The following is a 17,971-nucleotide window of genomic DNA, read 5'->3' as shown; positions in this document are numbered from 1 at the left end:
TGTATCGACAAATAATGTAATTACAAACATGAAGATCGAACAAATTTTAAAAAGTACCGTAGATTACAATGACGCCACGCGAACCATTTTAAACATCATGTACACTAATAACGTAATTACAGAAAGTTTTAATGAGATTGTAAAAAATTACGACATTTCAGCAGAACAATACAACGTACTTCGAATTCTCAGAGGGCAAAAAGGGAGTCCAGCAAATATGTGTATTATTCAAGAACGGATGCTAGCCAAAACCAGTAATACCACTCGCTTAGTGGATAAATTATTATTGAAAGAACTAGTAACTCGCAATGTATGTCCAGACAACCGAAGAAAAATTGAAGTACTCATTACTGAAAAAGGGTTGTTGCTATTGAAAGAATTAGAACCACTGCTGCAAGAACATGAAGAATCTTTTGCTAAAAATTTGACCGCTGAAGAACTTCAACAACTCAATCAATTAATAGAAAAATACAGAACTAAATAAATACAAAAACTATGAATACCTTTTTAGACAGCCAGAAATGGAGATATGCTACCAAAAAATTTGATGCTAGCAAAAAAATATCAACTGAAGATTTAAACACTTTAAAAGAAGCGATTCGTTTGAGTTCTTCTTCTTATGGTTTGCAGTTGTATAAAGTTTTTATTGTAGACAATCCTGAACTAAGAGCACAATTACAGCCTGCCGCTTGGGGACAAAGTCAAATTACTGAGGCTTCTCACCTATTCGTTTTTGCCAATCAAACTACTGTGAGCAACGAAGACATTGAGGGCTACTTAAAAAATGCAGAAGGAATCAGAAATTTACCAGAAGGAACTCTAAATGGTTATGGCGATTTCATGAAAAGCAACCTTCTTAACCTAACCGATGATGTTAAAAAAGTTTGGACAGCCAAGCAAACCTATTTAGCTTTGGCTAACTTAATGAATGCAGCTGCTGAATTAAAAATTGACACTACGCCAATGGAAGGATTTGACCCAGTGCAATTTAATGCTATTTTAGGTTTAGACAAATTAAACTTAAATGCAGCAGTAATTGCAGCAGTAGGCTACCGTCATGAAGAAGACGATACTCAACATTACAAAAAAGTTAGAAAATCTAACGAAGATATATTTATTACATTATAATTTTACCATTTAATCAACAACTTAAAACCAATTAAAAAATGAAAAATTTAAAATCTATTGCTGCTGCGTTCCTAGTATTTGCTACAATAACTGTAAGCGCACAAACCAAAAAAATCGATACTGCAACTAGCGCTATTGAATGGTTAGGAAAAAAAGTAACCGGACAACACAATGGTACGGTAAACTTCAAAGAAGGTGCTTTAGTATTCAAAGGAAAAGCCTTAAAAGGAGGTTCATTTACAGTAGACATGAACTCTTTAACAGCAACAGACTTACAAGGAGAATACCAAGGAAAACTAAATGGGCACTTAAAAGCAGATGACTTTTTTGGAACTGCAAAATTCCCAACAGCAACTTTAGTATTCAAAAAAATCGGTTCAAAAGCAAAAGACGTTTATACTGTAACTGCTGATTTAACCATCAAAGGAATTACTAAACCAGTTACTTTTGATATGACTGTAAACGGAAACACCGCAACTACTACCTTCAACGTAGACAGAACTAAATATGGTATTCAATACAACTCAAAATCAATATTTTCTTCAATTGGTGACAAAGCCATCAACGACGAATTTGAATTGAAAGTAACTTTGAAATTCTAATTATAAAATTTAGTCAATCGAAAGCCTCAACACTGTTGGGGCTTTTTATTTGTATTTTACATCGTACTACATATTAATTAATCGTAAAATAAATTTTAAATCAACAAAAAATATACACGTTTACATAATAAATCCTTAACCTTTTTTATCCTTTTAATTCATGATCTAGTACTACTTTTGACTTGATATATAAGAAAATACAACTTTTGATTTTATCTCAAACAATCGTAAAAAATGAAACAAAAACTAGCTATCTTGATCTGTGTTCTGAGTTTTTTCTCACTATTAGCACAACCCACTAAAGGAATTTATGGCACATCAAATTGGATGCAAAATTGGACCAACTTCAAAACCTCAACTACAGAATATTCTGAAGCTAATGCCATCTTAACTGGAATTATCGATAAAAACACTGTACTGAAAAGTGATACCACTTACCGACTTGAAGGTGTGGTTTATGTAACCAACAACGCCATTTTAACAATTGAAGCCGGCACTGTGATAAGAGGAGACGAGATGACTTGTGGTACACTTATAATCACACGTGGTTCAAAAATAATTGCTGAAGGAACAGAAAAAATGCCCATTGTTTTTACGTCCAACAAAGGCACATCCGTTAGAAAACCCGGCGATTGGGGAGGCATACTCATTCTAAGTGACGCACCCATTAATAAAGCAGGTATCAACGGACAAGCCTTACTAGATTTTAACTTAGATCCATCAAAAAGCACTTATGGTGGTGAAAATACAGAAAGTAATTCAGGTATCTTAAAATATGTAAGAATTGAATATGCCGGCAGAAAGCTTAATGCACACAAAGAGCTTAACGGTCTATCATTAGCTGGCGTAGGAAAACAGACTACATTGCAAAACATTCAAATTAGCTTTTCAAACGACGACTCTATTGAATGTTATGGTGGTAACGTAAAAATTAATAATTTGATCTCCTACCGAACTACCGATGATGATTTTGACTTTACACAAGGCGCTCAAATAGAGATGAACAATTGTATTGCAATTCGACACCCTTTTTCATCTGATGCATCAGGTTCAAGATGTTTCGAAATCGACTCCTTCGACAAGATAGAAAACTATGATCCTGACAAAAAGTTAACTTCAGTGCAAGCGAGTAATATCACGATGGTCAATTTAGAAGAAAACAATCAAGGATTAGTAAAAGAAGCCATTCATATCAAAGAAAAAACAATTTTAAACTTAAAAAATAGTGTGGTTTCTGGATTTGCTCCTTTTCTTTTAATGGATGGTAAAATTGGGCTCTCTCCAGAAAATCTAAGTAAAATTACTTTAAAAGACATCAATGTTAATAACTGTACTGGGGCAATCATGAGTGAAGAACAAAGTTTTAATTCAAAATTAAAATATTGGCCAGATCCAGCGAGCATGGGAATCGAATTTACTACTATTCCAACTACTGAATTTTTCATCGCTACTCAAGTAAAAAACAACCCCGATTTTAGAAAAAAAGAAACAAAAATAGTCGTTAGTACTAATTAAAATATAGCACAAACACATCAACATTACAACCATCCTATTTATAAAAAGGGGGCTAATTAAGCAAATTAGCCCCCTTTGCTTTTTGTACAACATTTCACTTAATTTACACAATATAAGTTGGTGTTTGTGAAATAGTTTTGAATTATTAACTGAAAAATGTTAAGTTTTTATTGTTTTTATTTTAAATTATTGATCGAGTTTTATTATGTTTACCAAATATTAAGCTCCAAAACTACTAAACATGAAAACCAAAAACCTAACTCTTTTATGCGTAGCCGTAAGCATGTCGCTATTTTCTCAAACTAAAAAAGGTGTTTTCGGCGAAACCAATTGGATGAATAATTGGACCAATTTTCAACCAGCAAAAGCAGAATATCCCGAAGCGACCGAAGTATTAACTGGTAACATTACTACCAATACCAAATTAGTCAACACAAAAACATACCTGCTAGATAGTAGGGTTTATGTGACCAATAATGCAACACTTACCATTGAACCTGGAACCATAATCAGAGGGGGTATTGGCGACATCGACTATTGCGGTACTTTAATCATTACCAAAGGAGCAAAATTAATAGCAGAAGGAACCGAAAAACAACCTATTGTATTCACCTCAGACAAAGCGGCTTCTGTTAGAAAACCAGGAAACTGGGGAGGAATTGTAATTATGGGGAATGCCCCTGTTAATAAAATCGATAAAAATAAACTGCTATTAAGAGACTTCAATCTTGATTCTACTTATGCCTCTTATGGAGGAGACAAAATAGACGATAATTCAGGTATTTTAAAACATATCCGCATTGAGTACAGCGGTAAGAAAATTAATGGTTCCAAAGAAATTAATGCTTTAACATTAGCAGGTGTGGGCAAAAACACCGTGCTTAATCACATACAAGTAAGTTACTCTAACGCCGATGCTTTTCAGTTTATAGGCGGTGAAGTAAACATGAATAATTTAGTATCATATCGTTGTGATGATGATGATTTTGACTTTTCAGAAGGAGTACAAGCTTCTATCAGCAATAGTATCGCAATTCGACACCCCTTTTCATCAGGGTCCGGAAACTCTAGATGTTTTGAAATTGATTCCTATGACAAAATTGAAAATGCCAACTTAACTAAAAAGCTAACCAATGTAAAGGCAAACAACATTACATTTATCAATATTGAGGAAAACAATCAAGGATTGGTTCGAGAAGCTATTTATCTTAAAGAAAATACTAACCTATCATTTACCAATAGTGTAGTTTCTGGTTTCTCAACAATGGCATTATTGGGAGAAAAAATCACTTTAACTCCTGAAAATTTTTCCAAAATAACCTTTAAAAACATCAGCATTAACAGATGTAAAGAAAACCTAATTAGTGAAGAAATTGGCTTTAATGGAAAACTAAAATATTGGCCAGATCCAAACGCTATGGAATTTGAACTAACCAATATACCTATCGCAGAGTTTTTCAATTCTACCGATGTGAAAAACAGTCCTGATTTTAGAAAAAAAGAAGGTCAAATAGTAGCCCAAAAATAAATAGTATGTTTTGCTTTAAAGGCAACAACTGTTTGAAATATAAAAACTTTACAATAAAAATTGTTTTATTTCAAGGATTTAATTTTTGATTTATAAATTTACATTCCTATATTTGCTTCAAATAAACAAAACATGAGAACAATAACAAACAATACTTGGTGGTGGAATACTTTACGTCAAACGTCGTGAACAAAGCACCTATAGTATTATTTGAACTAAATATAATCAAAAAGGCTTGTCATCACGACAAGCCTTTTTTTTTGCTCGAAATATAAGGGAATTGAGATAAAAATTTAAAACCATAAAAGATTAATTTAAAACCTATTTTACCCCAATAGGTACTCCCCTCCTTCGGAGGGGTTGGGGGAGGAAAAAAAATGAAAAGATATTTATTAAATACCCATTACAAGCAAATCCTTGCCGACACCATTACACCCGTTAGTGTTTATTTAAAAATTAGAGATAAATTCCCTAACAGTTTATTATTAGAAAGTAGTGATTATCATGGAAACGACAACAGTTTCTCCTACATTTGCTGCAATCCTATTGCTTCTTTTAAAATAGAAAACGAAATCATCTCTAAGAATTATCCAGATGGAACTTCAGAAACCATAAACATTGATGCTACCACCAAAATTCCTGAGATTATTCAGAAATTTTCAAGTCAATTTCAATCCAAGAAAAATGATTTCAAATTCATAAATAATGGGCTATTTGGTTACATTGCTTATGATGCTGTTCGTTATTTCGAAAAAGTAAGTATTGCCAAAAAAGAAAACAGTAATTCCATTCCAGATGTGTATTATGCGGTGTACCAAAACATCATTGCCATCAATCATTTCAAGAATGAGGCCTATATTTTTTGTCATAGTTTAGATGAAAAAAATAACATCTCCGAAATCGAGCAACTCTTGCAATCCCGAAACATTGCTTCGTATAAATTCTCAAAAGAAGGTGAAGGTTTTTCGAACCTTACGGATGAAGAATTCAAACACAACGTAGCTTTAGCCAAAAAACATTGTTTCCGTGGCGATGTTTTTCAATTGGTTTTGTCTCGTCGATTCACACAAGGATTCAAAGGTGATGAGTTCAATGTTTACAGAGCGTTAAGAAGTATTAACCCTTCACCCTATTTATTCTTCTTTGACTATGGTGATTTCAAATTATTTGGTTCTTCTCCCGAGGCACAAATTATTGTAAAAAACAGAAAAGCCGAAATTCACCCTATCGCCGGAACCTTCAAACGAACAGGCGATGATGAAAAAGATGCTGTTTTGGCCAAAGCTCTTTCTGAAGATAAAAAAGAGAATAGTGAACATGTGATGCTTGTAGATTTAGCCAGAAATGATTTAAGTCGCAACGGACATGACGTACAAGTAGAGAAATACCGTGAGGTGCAATTTTTCTCCCATGTTATCCATTTAGTTTCCAAAGTTACAGGGTATTTGCACGAAAAAGCCTTGACCTTACAAGTGGTAGCAGACACTTTCCCTGCAGGAACGTTGAGTGGCGCACCAAAACACAGAGCCATGCAATTGATTGAAGAATACGAAAAAACCAACCGCAATTTTTATGGAGGTGCCATTGGTTTTATGGATTTTGAAGGCAATTTTAATCACGCCATTATGATTCGAACGTTCTTGAGCAAAAACCATCAATTGCATTCACAAGCAGGTGCTGGAATCGTAGCCAGCTCTGATGAAGAAAGCGAAATGCAAGAAGTCTATAATAAACTAAGAGCCTTAAATACGGCATTGGATTTGGCAGAGACGATTTAAACACGATAAAAGTAAAAATATGAAAACAACAATCAGTTGCTTACTAATGATTTTCCTTTTTACAGCCTGTAATCTTGCTGAAAAACAAGAGAAGGCAAAGAAAAACAATAGCATTGAAGGCACTTGGCGACTCATATCAGCAGTTAAAATTATAAAAGACAGTACTTTTTCAACCTTCAATCCAAAAACGAAGATGATAAAAATAATTAATGGCACTCATTTTTCTTTCTTCAACCATGATTTGAATAATGGAAAAGACAGTGCAGCAGTCTATTTTGCTGGAGGAGGAAAGTATACTTTAAAAGATAGCCTTTACACTGAAAATCTAGAATACTTTTCACTTAGAGAATGGGAAAACAACAAATTTGATTTTGTAGTAAAAGTTCAAAATGACACTTTAACACAAAAAGGAATCGAAAAAATTGAAAAACTTGGTGTAGACCAAATCATAATCGAAAAATACGTTCGAGAAAAATAATCAAACAATATGAAAAAAATACTAGTCATTGACAATTACGATAGCTTCACTTACAACTTAGTACATTATTTAGAAGATTTAGATTGTGAAGTAACGGTGTACCGAAATGATGAATTTGATTTGGATGAAATCGCTCATTTCCACAAAATTTTATTATCGCCAGGACCCGGTATTCCCGACGAAGCAGGCTTGCTCAAAGCAGTGATTCAAAAATACGGTCCCACCAAAAGCATTTTTGGAGTATGCCTTGGTCAACAAGCCATTGGAGAAGTCTACGGCGGTACTTTGTCCAATTTAGACAAAGTTTATCACGGGGTAGCTACAACGGTAAAAACGATTGTAAATGATGAACTCCTTTTTGATGGATTGGAACCAACATTCGAAGTGGGGCGCTACCATTCTTGGGTGGTCGATGTGAATGTCCCGGATGTTTTAGAAATCACATCCATAGACGAAAACGGTCAAGTGATGTCTTTGCGCCACAAAACCTTTGATGTTCGTGGCGTACAATTCCATCCCGAAAGTGTATTGACCCCTGACGGAAAAAAAATGTTAGAGAATTGGGTGAAAAATTAGTGCTCAGTTTTCAGTATTAAGTAAACAGTCCTTTTTGAAAACAAAACTAAGAATCTTAGTTATTTACAAACTTAGTATTTCATAAAAATGAAAAACATATTAAACAGACTCATCAATCACGAAATGCTTTCGAAAGAAGAAGCAAAAAATGTATTGATAAACATATCCAACGGAAGTTATAACCCTAGTCAAATTGCCTCTTTTTTGACTGTTTATATGATGCGTAGCATTAGTATAGACGAATTAGCTGGCTTTAGAGAAGCTTTATTGGATTTGTGTATCAAAGTAGATTTATCCGCCTATAATGCCATTGATTTATGTGGTACAGGTGGCGATGGTAAAGACACCTTTAACATCTCCACTTTGGCTTCATTTGTAGCAGCAGGAGCAGGAATAAAAGTAGCCAAACACGGTAATTACGGAGTGTCTTCTATTTCTGGTTCTAGTAATGTACTCGAAAAAATGGGAGTACAATTTAGTAACGACACCTCTTTTTTAGAAAAATGCATCGATCAAGCAGGTATTTGTGTGTTGCATGCACCTCTTTTTCACCCGGCGATGAAAAATGTAGGTCCTATACGAAAAGAATTGGCAGTAAAAACCTTTTTCAATATGTTGGGTCCGATGGTCAATCCTTCCTTTCCCAAAAATCAATTGGTAGGGGTTTTCAATTTGGAATTGGCCAGAATGTATGGCTATTTGTATCAAAACACCGAGGTGAATTTTACTATCCTTCACGCACTCGATGGGTACGATGAGATTTCTTTGACGTGCCCTACCAAGACAATTACCAAAACAATGGAAGGTATGTTGCATCCGACTGATTTTGGTGTGTCTCTTTTATCTCAAAACGAAATCGAAGGCGGAAAAACCATTGAAGAATCAGCGGCTATGTTTCTCTCCATTCTTTCAGGAAAAGGAACGGAAGCCCAAAACAATGTGGTTTGTGCCAATGCTGCTATGGCCATTGCAACCGTTACCCATTGCACTCCTTTAGAAGGATTTCAAATAGCGAAAGAAAGTTTGCTATCTGGCAAAGGCTTGGTAGTTTTGAACAAACTAAAAGAGTTAAGTAACTAAAAATAGTTTAAAAGTTTAAGGTTTAAAGTGGTTAAAATAGTCCACAATTTTAAACCTTAAACAAAGAAAACTTTAAACAAAAAATTAATGAACATCCTAGATAAAATCATCATCGATAAAAAAAGAGAAGTCCTTCTCAAGAAATCTATTATTCCCGTTTCGCAATTGGAAGCTTCTGTGTTTTTTGAAAAACAGACGATATCTCTTAGCCAAAAATTAAAAGAAAGTCATTCTGGAATTATTGCCGAACACAAACGCCGTTCCCCTTCCAAATCCATCATTAACAATAATTTCACGGTTGAAGAAGTAGTAAAAGGCTACGAAAATGCTGGTGCTTGCGGAATTTCGGTACTTACGGATGGTAAATATTTTGGGGGTTCGCTAGACGACTTGCTCTTGGCTAGAGCCTCGGTAAATATTCCTTTATTACGAAAAGAATTCATTGTAGACGAATACCAAATCCTAGAAGCCAAAGCCCACGGCGCTGATTTAATCCTACTCATCGCTGCGGTTTTAACGCGTGAAGAAATCCAATCTTTATCTGAATTTGCTAAAAGTTTAGGGCTTGAAGTGCTGCTTGAAGTGCATAATTTAGAAGAATTAGAAAAATCGATTATGCCCACTCTTGATATGATTGGAGTGAACAACCGTAACCTCAAAACCTTTGAAGTAAGTTTGGATTTTAGCAAAGAGTTAGCTGCTAAGATTCCAAGTGATTTTGTAAAAGTATCTGAAAGCGGCATTTCGACTATTGAAGCGATTCAAGAGTTAAAACCTTACGGATACCAAGGCTTTTTGATTGGAGAAAACTTTATGAAAACAGATAACGCAGGCGAAGCTGCAATGGAATTTATAAACCAAATCCCCCTAGCCCCCGAAGGGGGAACTAAAAGCTAATAAATATATTAAGTTATTATGCATTCAGATTCAGAAAAAAAGACAATCAAAAAGCGAAATCTAAAATCTAGTATTTCAACTCCCTCCCCTTCGGGGAGGGCTGGGGTGGGGATAAAAATCTGCGGTATGAAATACCCTGATAACATAATCGAAGTTGCTGCCCTCCTACCCGATTATATGGGCTTTATCTTTTGGGAAAAGTCAGCACGGTATTTTGAAGGACCTATGCCTGAGTTACCCAAATCTATTAAAAAAGTAGGAGTTTTTGTCAACGAAAAAAGTGATATCATCCTAGACAAAGTAGCTCAATATGATTTACAAGCTGTACAGTTGCACGGACAAGAATCGGTAACTTTTTGTTTGGAATTAAAAAATAAATTAGGGACTAGTGTCGAAATCATCAAAGTATTCTCAGCAGATGAAACTTTTGATTTTAGCCTATTGAAACCTTACGAAGAGGTTTGCGATTTCTTTCTTTTTGACACCAAAGGCAAATTACCCGGAGGTAACGGAACTACTTTTGACTGGAGAATTTTACAAAACTATCCTTCCTCAAAACCATTTTTCCTAAGTGGAGGCATCGGAATTGACGAAATAGCAGCAGTAAACGAAATTTTGAACACCCATTTACCCCTTTACGCCATAGACGTAAATAGTAAATTTGAAATTGAACCTGGATTAAAAAACATCAATCTTGTAAGGACAATTCGCGTAAGGACAATTCGCGAATTGTCCCTATTTAAAAAAAATAAAAAAATGTCATACAACGTAAACGAAAAAGGCTATTATGGTCAGTTTGGAGGAGCTTACATTCCCGAAATGTTATATCCTAATGTAGAAGAATTGCGCCAAAACTATTTGGACATTACCGCTACACCCGATTTTAAAGAAGAATTCAACCAACTATTAAAAGATTATGTGGGGCGTCCAAGTCCATTGTATTTTGCAAAGCGATTGTCTGAAAAATACAATACCAAAGTCTACTTAAAAAGAGAAGACCTTAACCATACCGGAGCACACAAAATCAACAACACGATTGGACAAATTCTAGTCGCCAAAAAATTAGGCAAAAAACGCATCATCGCCGAAACAGGTGCGGGTCAGCACGGCGTGGCCACCGCTACCGTTTGCGCCTTAATGGGATTAGAATGCATCGTTTATATGGGCGAAATCGACATTGCTCGTCAAGCACCTAACGTGGCTCGAATGAAAATGTTGGGCGCTACCGTACGTCCTGCGTTATCGGGCTCTCGCACCCTCAAAGACGCCACTAACGAAGCCATCCGCGATTGGATTAACAATCCCGTAGACACCCATTACATCATTGGTTCCGCCATTGGACCACACCCTTATCCTGATATGGTAACCCGTTTTCAGAGTGTCATTTCCGAGGAAATCAAATGGCAATTAAACGAAAAAGAAGGTCGCGAAAATCCAGACTATGTCGTAGCTTGTATTGGTGGCGGAAGCAATGCTGCCGGGACATTTTACCATTTCTTAGACCAAGAAGAAGTGGGTATTATTGCCGTAGAAGCCGCTGGAAAAGGAGTCGATTCAGGGCATAGTGCCGCGACGAGTAAACTAGGAAAAATGGGGATTATTCACGGTTGTAAAACCCTTTTGATGCAAACGCCAGATGGGCAAATTACGGAGCCCTACTCTATCTCCGCTGGACTAGACTATCCGGGTGTTGGGCCTATGCACGCGCATTTGGCCGAATCTGGTCGTGCCGAATTCTATTCCGTTACCGATGATGATGCTATGGAATTTGGACTCGAATTGTGTAAATTAGAGGGCATCATTCCCGCCATCGAAACCTCGCATGCCTTGGCTATTTTCAAACAAAAACAGTTCAAACCCTCAGACATTGTCGTGATTAGCCTTTCAGGACGAGGAGATAAAGATTTAAATACGTATATTGACTACTTCAAATTGTAGTAGGGCGTTACCACAAGGGTCGGGCTGTACGCTATATCTCTAGGGGCGAACCCCGCCCCTAGAGGATGCCGCTCCCATCCCTAACGCAAACCCTGCATCACCACAAATGAAGTAGTCATTAACACCAAAGCACTATGCAAAAATTATTTACATACGGAACATTACAGCATCCTGAGGTGCAAGAAGACCTTTTTGGTAGAACACTCAAAGGAACCCCAGAAACACTTTTGGGCTATCGTGTCAAAGAAATCCAAATCGAAGAAGAATTTGGTTTAATCAACTACCCCATCATCGTTGAAACCGAAAACCCTGAAGATACCATTCAAGGCATTGTTTATGATGTGACGACCAATGATCTTCGCCAAGCCGACCTCTACGAAGGAAAGCATTATAAACGTGTAGAAGTAGTTTTGCAATCCAACCAAAAGGCTTGGGCTTATAGTTTGGTGGTGTAGAAAAATACAACCGCAAATTCGCAAATTTTAAGGCATTTACTTTTAAAACTTTCGCCACAAATTACACGTATAAACACTAATTCAGAACATTTCTTTTATTGCACGAATCCTTAAGAACCACATAATTAGTGTAATTCAATTTAAAAATTGATGATTTAGTGCCAATTTGTATTTTTCGTGGCTAACATTTTAAAATGCCAATTTGGGGTAAATACAATTTTAAACTTAACTAAAAAGGCTCATTTGCATTAGATTTGAGACCAATAAATATAGAATTTCAGATAGAAAGAATAAACTATGAACCGAATCAATCAAAAATTACAAGAAGATAAAAAAATATTGTCCATCTATTTTTCTGCGGGTTATCCTAACCTAAACGATACCGTACAAATCATTCAAGATTTAGAAAAAAATGGCGTCGACATGATCGAAATCGGATTACCGTTTAGTGATCCTTTGGCAGATGGTCCAACTATTCAGGCGAGTTCAACGCAAGCCTTGCACAACGGAATGACCACTCAAGTATTGTTTGACCAATTAAAAGACATTCGAAAAACAGTCAACATTCCTTTGGTGATTATGGGATACTTTAATCCGATGCTACAGTATGGTGTGGAAAAGTTCTGTGCTACATGCGCCGAAATAGGAATCGATGGATTGATTGTTCCTGATTTACCTGTAGATGTATATGCTGACGAATACAAAGCAATTTTTGAAAAATACGGTTTAAAAAACATCTTTTTAATCACGCCGCAAACTTCAGACGAACGCATCCATTTTATCGACAGCGTTTCGGATGGTTTTATTTATATGGTTAGCTCGGCTAGTGTAACAGGTTCCAGTGCAGGATTTGGAAACACACAAGAAGCGTATTTCCAACGTATCGCTCAAATGAATTTGAAAAATCCTCAAGTCATTGGCTTTGGAATCAACAATGCCGAAACTTTTCAACAAGCAACTCAATTTGCCAAAGGAGCTATCATCGGTAGTGCCTTCATTACTTATTTAAAAGAAAATGGAACCAGCAAAATCAAAGAATTTGTTCACACTATACGCCAATGAAGTTTTGTTAAAAATAAGTTAAATAAAAACTAAACAATTGTTTAAATTAAACAGTTGTTTAGTTTTGCTTTAACAAATATAACCTGAGTGAAAACGGACTTTACCGAAAAGCAAATCCAAATACTCGAAGTAGCCGAATCCTTATTTGCCGAGAAAGGCTTTGATGGTACTTCAATTCGAGATATCTCTAAAATAGCAAAAATTAATATTGCTATGATCTCCTATTACTTTGGATCGAAAGAGCGATTACTACAGTCACTGATTATTTTCAAAACAACAGATCTCAAAAGTCAACTCGAAAATTTACTATTAGAAGATTTAGAACCTATTGAAAAGGTGAACAAGTTGATTGAAATTTACATCAATCGGATCAACAATAACAAAGGAATTTATAGGATTCTACATTTTGAATTCAATTCAAAAAAAAGAGAACAAAACCTAATGGCTTTCAATGAATTCCGAAAAGGCAATTTGAAGTATTTAGAAGCCATCATTCATGAAGGACAACAAAAAGGAATTTTCCGAAAAGATGTCATGATTCCATTAATCACGCCAACCATTTTGGGTACTTTTTTTCATTTTCATATGAATAAAACCTATTTCAAAGACTTATTGAACCTAAGTACAGAAAACTTGTATAACCAATACGTCAAGACCAGCTTGACCAAACACATACAACAAACCATTAAAGCCCTTTTAATTTATGAAAATTAGCCCATTATTTGTCTTTGGGATTTTGTGTTGGGGAACTTCGACGGCAAATGCTCAAGAAAAAACACCCCTTAAGCTTGAAGATGCCGTACAATTGGCTTGGACCAAGAGTAACGACATTTCGCTTGCTTCCTCTAAAGTTGCTACCAAAAAATACGAACTGCAAGCCAGCAAGAACAATCAATATCCTGATTTAAAACTTTCTGGTCAATACCAACGGCTTACCAATGCCACTATTGATTTAGTACCTAACTCGGCCAGCGCCGCACTACCTACAGGCGGCCCAGTGGATCGCTTAATGTTGGGACAACTTACGGCTAGCGTACCAGTTTTTGCAGGTTTTAAAATTCAAAACAATATAGATTTACACGATAACCTGTACCAAGCCGAAACCGCTCGAGCATTCCAATCAAAAGAGGAAATTGCTTTAAAAGTGGTCAACTATTACGCGAGTTTGTATAAAGCCCAAAAAACAATCGAAATCTTAAAAGAAAATCAAAAGCGCGCCAAACAACGGGTAGTTGATTTTATTGATTTAGAGAAAAATGGCATTATTCCTCGCAATGATTTATTGAAAGCACAATTACAAGTTTCGAAAATACAATTGGCCATCGACGAGGCGACTAATAATTGGAACATCGTTAACTTTTATTTGGTCAATCTCTTAAAACTTGATTCTGCTACTCAAATTGAAATCATCGAAAAAGATTTTGCTAATTTTCAAATGACCAATATTCCCGTTGACGAACAACCAGCTTTACAAAACAGAAAAGATTTAGAAGCCCTTCGTTTACAAGGAAAAGCCAGCGAATCCTACATTAAAATAGCACGTAGCGCCTATTTTCCTACTATTGCTATTTTGGGAGGTTATACCGCATTAGATTTACACAACGTAGTTAGCGTGCAAAATGCCATGAATATTGGGGTAGGTATTTCGTACGATTTTACCAGTCTACTTAAAAATGAGGCATTGGTAAAAGTGGCCGAAAGCAAAGCTTCTGAAGTACACAACACCGAAGCACTTTTAACGGACTACATCAAAGTTCAAGTACAAAAAGCCATTGAAGATTACCAATTGGCCATAAAGCAGGATGTCGTCTATGCCGAAGCGATAGACCAAGCTTCTGAGAATTATCGGATTGTAAAAGACAAATACGACAATGGCCTTTCGAACACCAACGATTTATTAGAGGCAGATGTGGACCAACTTACGGCCAAAATCAACAAAGCCTTAAGCAAAGCCAATATCATTCAAAAATATTACGAATTACTATCCGTTACCGGACAACTAAGCCAAACCTTCAATCCATCAAATTATAAGTAACCTTACCATGGAACAGAAAAAAACAAATATAAAATTCCTCATTATTACCGTTTCATTGCTAGTACTTGGCAGTATTTATGGCATTTACAAATACAATCATTCACAATCCCACGAAGAAACCGATGATGCACAAATTGAAAAAAACATGTCCCCTATCATCCCACGTGTGGCGGGTTATATCAGTAAAGTACATGTAGAAGACAATGATTTTGTCAAAAAAGGAGATACCTTATTTACTATTGATAAAAAAGATTTTTTAGTAAAAATTGAAGAAGCCAAAGCCGCTTTAATCGGTGCTGAAGGGGGGTTTGAGGTAGCCAAAGCAGACATCGGCAGTGCCTTAGCCAGTATCTCTGTTTCTGAAGCCAATGTACTTTCGGCAGGTGGCAATATCGAATCGGCAAAAATTAGATTGGGGCGTGCCACTAGTGATTTTGCCCGTTATGAAAATCTGTATAAAAATCACACCATAACTAAACAGCAATACGAACAAGCCTTGGCTACCAAACAAGAAGCAGAAAGTCAATTGCGCATTTTACAACAACAACAACGTGCGAGTTCGTTTCAAAAATCAGTAATTGAAGCCAAATCAAGAGTTTCTAACAAACAAACCGAAGTCGCTGCTGCCAATATCAAAAGAGCACAAGCGGTTTTGGATGCCGCAAAAATTAACCTAAGTTATACCGTTGTTACTGCAGCTATTGACGGACAGGTTTCGAAAATAGACATTCAACCAGGTCAATTGGTGCAAGCGGGGCAATCCTTATTTTACATTATCAACAACGATCAAGCTTGGGTTGTAGCAAATTTCAAAGAAACGCAATTGAACAAAATGGTGATAGGTCAAAAAGTCTCTATGAAAGTAGACGCTTATCCTGACTATGAATTTGTAGGGTCGATAACTTCTTTTTCTCCAGCCACAGGATCTACTTTTTCCTTATTACCACCTGATAATGCCACTGGTAATTTTGTAAAAACCATCCAACGTTTGCCTGTAAAAATTAGTTTAGACAAAAGCAATGATGCCAGTAAAATTAAACTGTTGCGCCCTGGTATGAATGTCGAAGTGGATGTGCATTTGAAATAAATAGCTATTAGTGATTAGTAATTAGCTGTTAGCAGGCTGACTATTAAGGACTCTTCGCCACGCACTATTCACTAAGGACTATTCACTAAGGACTATTCACTAAAGACTAAGGACTATTCACTAATTACTAAGGACTAATTACTAAGGACTAATCACTAAAAAAATGGTACAATCAGAAGCTGACGATTTAATAGAATATGGTTTTAGAAGAGTAATTATTACGATTACTTGTGTCCTTTGCGCTATGCTTGAAGTGGTAGATACCACGATTGTCAACGTAGCACTCAACAATATGCGAGGCAGTTTAGGAGCGACACTTACGGATGTGGCTTGGGTAATTACGGCTTATGCTATTGCCAACGTAATTATCATACCGATGACGAGTTGGTTGTCCCAACAATTTGGTCGACGCAATTATTTTGCGGTATCTATTATCATCTTTACCGTTTCCTCTTTTTTATGTGGGAACGCCACAAATATATGGGAATTGGTGGCTTTTCGTTTCATTCAAGGACTCGGTGGCGGAGCACTACTAGTTACTGCACAAACCATTGTGACCGAAAGTTACCCTTTGGCCAAACGAGGTATGGCACAGGCTATTTACGGGATGGGTGTTATTGTTGGACCAACCCTAGGTCCGCCATTGGGAGGGTATATTGTAGACCGTTTTTCATGGCCGTATATCTTTTATATCAATATTCCGATTGGGATCATCGCTACATTACTGACGCTTTCGTTTATCAAAAGTCCAAAATATGGCGCAAAATTAAAAGCCAACCAAGTCGATTGGTGGGGCATTGTGTTCCTAACTGCATTTATTGGATCGCTTCAATTTGTGTTGGAACACGGACAACAAGACGATTGGTTCAATAATTCGGTAATCGTGACGTTGAGCATTGTTTCGTTCTTTGGTCTGTTGTTTTTCATTTGGCGAGAACTCACTTACGAACACCCGATTGTAAATCTGCGAGTGCTGAAAGATTCTAATTTACGCATTGGTACCATAATGTGTTTTATCCTTGGTTTTGGATTGTATGGCTCTACTTTCATTATTCCCATTTACACCCAATCCATTTTGGGATGGAGTGCCACAGATGCCGGATTATTACTGATTCCGAGTTCGATTACTACTGGAGTGATGATGCCTTTTATTGGCAAAATGATTCAAAAAGGAGTGCCACAAGCGTATTTAGTTGCTGCGGGATTTTTTATCTTTTTTGTTTTTACGTATTGGATGCATTTGGTGATTACACCTGATTCGGGTGTCGAGCATATGTACTGGCCTTTAATCTTGCGAGGAGTAGGTTTAGGGCTGTTGTTTGTGCCTATCACAACGCTTTCTCTCTCTACCCTTTCCGGCAAACATATCGGCGAAGGAGCGGCCTTTACTGGAATGATGCGTCAATTGGGAGGTTCATTTGGTATTGCCATCATCACCACGTATATTGCTCGAATCAATCAAGAACATCGGGTGAATATGATTGGCTATTTGGATAAAACGTCGTTTGAAGTGCAACAAAGAGTACATCAATTGCAGATGGGATTCATGTCGAAAGGATATTCTATCAACGAAGCCCTATCCAAAGCCTATAAATCGCTCGAGTTGATGATTACACAACAAGCGGCTGTCCTCACCTTTTCGGATATCTTTCTGTATTTAGGCTATTTGTTTTTGTTTTGTATTCCTTTCATTCTTTTGATTAAAAAAGGAAAAAACAAAATCAATCCTGCCGATGCAATGCATTAACGAAAAAGCCGATTTCTAGTACTGAAATCGGCTTTTTGGTTGTATAACTCATAGTCTTTAGCTTT

At 36.4% G+C, this 17,971-nt stretch carries 17 protein-coding genes and 1 pseudogene; all 18 read left to right on the top strand.

What is annotated here, in order from left to right; all coding sequences use genetic code 11:
- The first annotated feature begins 28 nt into the window (after nucleotides 1-28).
- Nucleotides 29-484 (top strand): MarR family winged helix-turn-helix transcriptional regulator, encoded by a 456-nt coding sequence (locus tag BXU11_RS07735; protein ID WP_024980922.1) that lies wholly within the window; start codon nucleotides 29-31, stop codon nucleotides 482-484.
- Nucleotides 485-495: 11 nt separating this feature from the next.
- On the top strand, nucleotides 496-1,128 hold the full coding sequence (locus BXU11_RS07730; RefSeq protein WP_078211767.1) for an NAD(P)H-dependent oxidoreductase: 633 nt from the start codon (nucleotides 496-498) through the stop codon (nucleotides 1,126-1,128).
- 38 nt (nucleotides 1,129-1,166) lie between these two features.
- On the top strand, nucleotides 1,167-1,730 hold the full coding sequence (locus BXU11_RS07725; RefSeq protein WP_078211766.1) for a YceI family protein: 564 nt from the start codon (nucleotides 1,167-1,169) through the stop codon (nucleotides 1,728-1,730).
- Between the two features lie 234 nt (nucleotides 1,731-1,964).
- Entirely contained in the window at nucleotides 1,965-3,245 is a 1,281-nt protein-coding gene (locus BXU11_RS07720; protein ID WP_078211764.1) for a hypothetical protein, read from the top strand.
- A gap of 241 nt (nucleotides 3,246-3,486) precedes the next feature.
- Nucleotides 3,487-4,773 carry a hypothetical protein gene (locus tag BXU11_RS07715; RefSeq protein WP_024980926.1) on the top strand — a complete coding sequence of 429 codons (1,287 nt, stop codon included), beginning with the start codon at nucleotides 3,487-3,489 and terminating at the stop codon, nucleotides 4,771-4,773.
- Nucleotides 4,774-5,150: 377 nt separating this feature from the next.
- Nucleotides 5,151-6,551 (top strand): anthranilate synthase component I family protein, encoded by a 1,401-nt coding sequence (locus BXU11_RS07710; RefSeq protein WP_078211762.1) that lies wholly within the window; start codon nucleotides 5,151-5,153, stop codon nucleotides 6,549-6,551.
- 19 nt (nucleotides 6,552-6,570) lie between these two features.
- Nucleotides 6,571-7,029 (top strand): hypothetical protein, encoded by a 459-nt coding sequence (locus BXU11_RS07705; RefSeq protein ID WP_078211760.1) that lies wholly within the window; start codon nucleotides 6,571-6,573, stop codon nucleotides 7,027-7,029.
- A 9-nt stretch (nucleotides 7,030-7,038) separates the two neighbouring features.
- Nucleotides 7,039-7,605: an aminodeoxychorismate/anthranilate synthase component II gene (locus tag BXU11_RS07700; RefSeq protein ID WP_078211758.1), complete on the top strand. Its 567-nt coding sequence runs from the start codon at nucleotides 7,039-7,041 to the stop codon at nucleotides 7,603-7,605.
- 87 nt (nucleotides 7,606-7,692) lie between these two features.
- A complete protein-coding gene (gene trpD / locus BXU11_RS07695) occupies nucleotides 7,693-8,685 on the top strand; it encodes an anthranilate phosphoribosyltransferase (protein WP_078211756.1) in 993 nt (330 codons plus the stop codon).
- A gap of 87 nt (nucleotides 8,686-8,772) precedes the next feature.
- Nucleotides 8,773-9,582 (top strand): indole-3-glycerol phosphate synthase TrpC, encoded by an 810-nt coding sequence (trpC, locus tag BXU11_RS07690; protein ID WP_078211754.1) that lies wholly within the window; start codon nucleotides 8,773-8,775, stop codon nucleotides 9,580-9,582.
- An 18-nt stretch (nucleotides 9,583-9,600) separates the two neighbouring features.
- Nucleotides 9,601-10,278, top strand: a pseudogene (locus tag BXU11_RS18580) (phosphoribosylanthranilate isomerase); the annotation flags it as partial.
- 60 nt (nucleotides 10,279-10,338) lie between these two features.
- Nucleotides 10,339-11,520 (top strand): tryptophan synthase subunit beta, encoded by a 1,182-nt coding sequence (gene trpB / locus BXU11_RS07685; RefSeq protein WP_315173700.1) that lies wholly within the window; start codon nucleotides 10,339-10,341, stop codon nucleotides 11,518-11,520.
- A gap of 134 nt (nucleotides 11,521-11,654) precedes the next feature.
- Entirely contained in the window at nucleotides 11,655-11,975 is a 321-nt protein-coding gene (locus BXU11_RS07680; protein ID WP_078211750.1) for a gamma-glutamylcyclotransferase family protein, read from the top strand.
- Nucleotides 11,976-12,272: 297 nt separating this feature from the next.
- On the top strand, nucleotides 12,273-13,037 hold the full coding sequence (gene trpA, locus BXU11_RS07675; RefSeq protein WP_024980935.1) for a tryptophan synthase subunit alpha: 765 nt from the start codon (nucleotides 12,273-12,275) through the stop codon (nucleotides 13,035-13,037).
- 87 nt (nucleotides 13,038-13,124) lie between these two features.
- Nucleotides 13,125-13,751: a TetR/AcrR family transcriptional regulator gene (locus tag BXU11_RS07670; RefSeq protein WP_024980936.1), complete on the top strand. Its 627-nt coding sequence runs from the start codon at nucleotides 13,125-13,127 to the stop codon at nucleotides 13,749-13,751.
- On the top strand, nucleotides 13,741-15,072 hold the full coding sequence (locus tag BXU11_RS07665; RefSeq protein WP_078211748.1) for a TolC family protein: 1,332 nt from the start codon (nucleotides 13,741-13,743) through the stop codon (nucleotides 15,070-15,072). Before BXU11_RS07670 ends, BXU11_RS07665 begins: the two co-directional genes overlap by 11 nt.
- A 7-nt stretch (nucleotides 15,073-15,079) precedes the next feature.
- On the top strand, nucleotides 15,080-16,159 hold the full coding sequence (locus BXU11_RS07660) for an HlyD family secretion protein (protein ID WP_078211746.1): 1,080 nt from the start codon (nucleotides 15,080-15,082) through the stop codon (nucleotides 16,157-16,159).
- Nucleotides 16,160-16,322: 163 nt separating this feature from the next.
- On the top strand, nucleotides 16,323-17,906 hold the full coding sequence (locus BXU11_RS07655; RefSeq protein WP_024980939.1) for a DHA2 family efflux MFS transporter permease subunit: 1,584 nt from the start codon (nucleotides 16,323-16,325) through the stop codon (nucleotides 17,904-17,906).
- The last annotated feature ends 65 nt before the right edge of the window (nucleotides 17,907-17,971 follow it).

The sequence above is a fragment of the Flavobacterium sp. LM5 genome (assembly GCF_002017945.1).
GTDB classification, from domain to species: domain Bacteria; phylum Bacteroidota; class Bacteroidia; order Flavobacteriales; family Flavobacteriaceae; genus Flavobacterium; species Flavobacterium succinicans.
The sequence above is the reverse complement of the archived record's forward strand: the minus strand, read 5'-3'. Positions and strand labels throughout refer to the sequence as shown.

Excerpts from the sequence above, each read along its gene's own strand:
- BXU11_RS07700 (WP_078211758.1), top strand. The coding sequence starts at position 7,039 with ATGAAAAAAATACTAGTCATTGACAATTACGATAGCTTCACTTACAAC.
- BXU11_RS07710 (WP_078211762.1), top strand. The coding sequence starts at position 5,151 with ATGAAAAGATATTTATTAAATACCCATTACAAGCAAATCCTTGCCGAC.
- trpC (WP_078211754.1), top strand. The coding sequence starts at position 8,773 with ATGAACATCCTAGATAAAATCATCATCGATAAAAAAAGAGAAGTCCTT.
- BXU11_RS07660 (WP_078211746.1), top strand. The coding sequence starts at position 15,080 with ATGGAACAGAAAAAAACAAATATAAAATTCCTCATTATTACCGTTTCA.
- BXU11_RS07730 (WP_078211767.1), top strand. The coding sequence starts at position 496 with ATGAATACCTTTTTAGACAGCCAGAAATGGAGATATGCTACCAAAAAA.
- BXU11_RS07720 (WP_078211764.1), top strand. The coding sequence starts at position 1,965 with ATGAAACAAAAACTAGCTATCTTGATCTGTGTTCTGAGTTTTTTCTCA.
- BXU11_RS07715 (WP_024980926.1), top strand. The coding sequence starts at position 3,487 with ATGAAAACCAAAAACCTAACTCTTTTATGCGTAGCCGTAAGCATGTCG.
- trpD (WP_078211756.1), top strand. The coding sequence starts at position 7,693 with ATGAAAAACATATTAAACAGACTCATCAATCACGAAATGCTTTCGAAA.
- BXU11_RS07655 (WP_024980939.1), top strand. The coding sequence starts at position 16,323 with ATGGTACAATCAGAAGCTGACGATTTAATAGAATATGGTTTTAGAAGA.
- trpA (WP_024980935.1), top strand. The coding sequence starts at position 12,273 with ATGAACCGAATCAATCAAAAATTACAAGAAGATAAAAAAATATTGTCC.
- trpB (WP_315173700.1), top strand. The coding sequence starts at position 10,339 with ATGTCATACAACGTAAACGAAAAAGGCTATTATGGTCAGTTTGGAGGA.
- BXU11_RS07735 (WP_024980922.1), top strand. The coding sequence starts at position 29 with ATGAAGATCGAACAAATTTTAAAAAGTACCGTAGATTACAATGACGCC.
- BXU11_RS07665 (WP_078211748.1), top strand. The coding sequence starts at position 13,741 with ATGAAAATTAGCCCATTATTTGTCTTTGGGATTTTGTGTTGGGGAACT.
- BXU11_RS07725 (WP_078211766.1), top strand. The coding sequence starts at position 1,167 with ATGAAAAATTTAAAATCTATTGCTGCTGCGTTCCTAGTATTTGCTACA.
- BXU11_RS07705 (WP_078211760.1), top strand. The coding sequence starts at position 6,571 with ATGAAAACAACAATCAGTTGCTTACTAATGATTTTCCTTTTTACAGCC.
- BXU11_RS07680 (WP_078211750.1), top strand. The coding sequence starts at position 11,655 with ATGCAAAAATTATTTACATACGGAACATTACAGCATCCTGAGGTGCAA.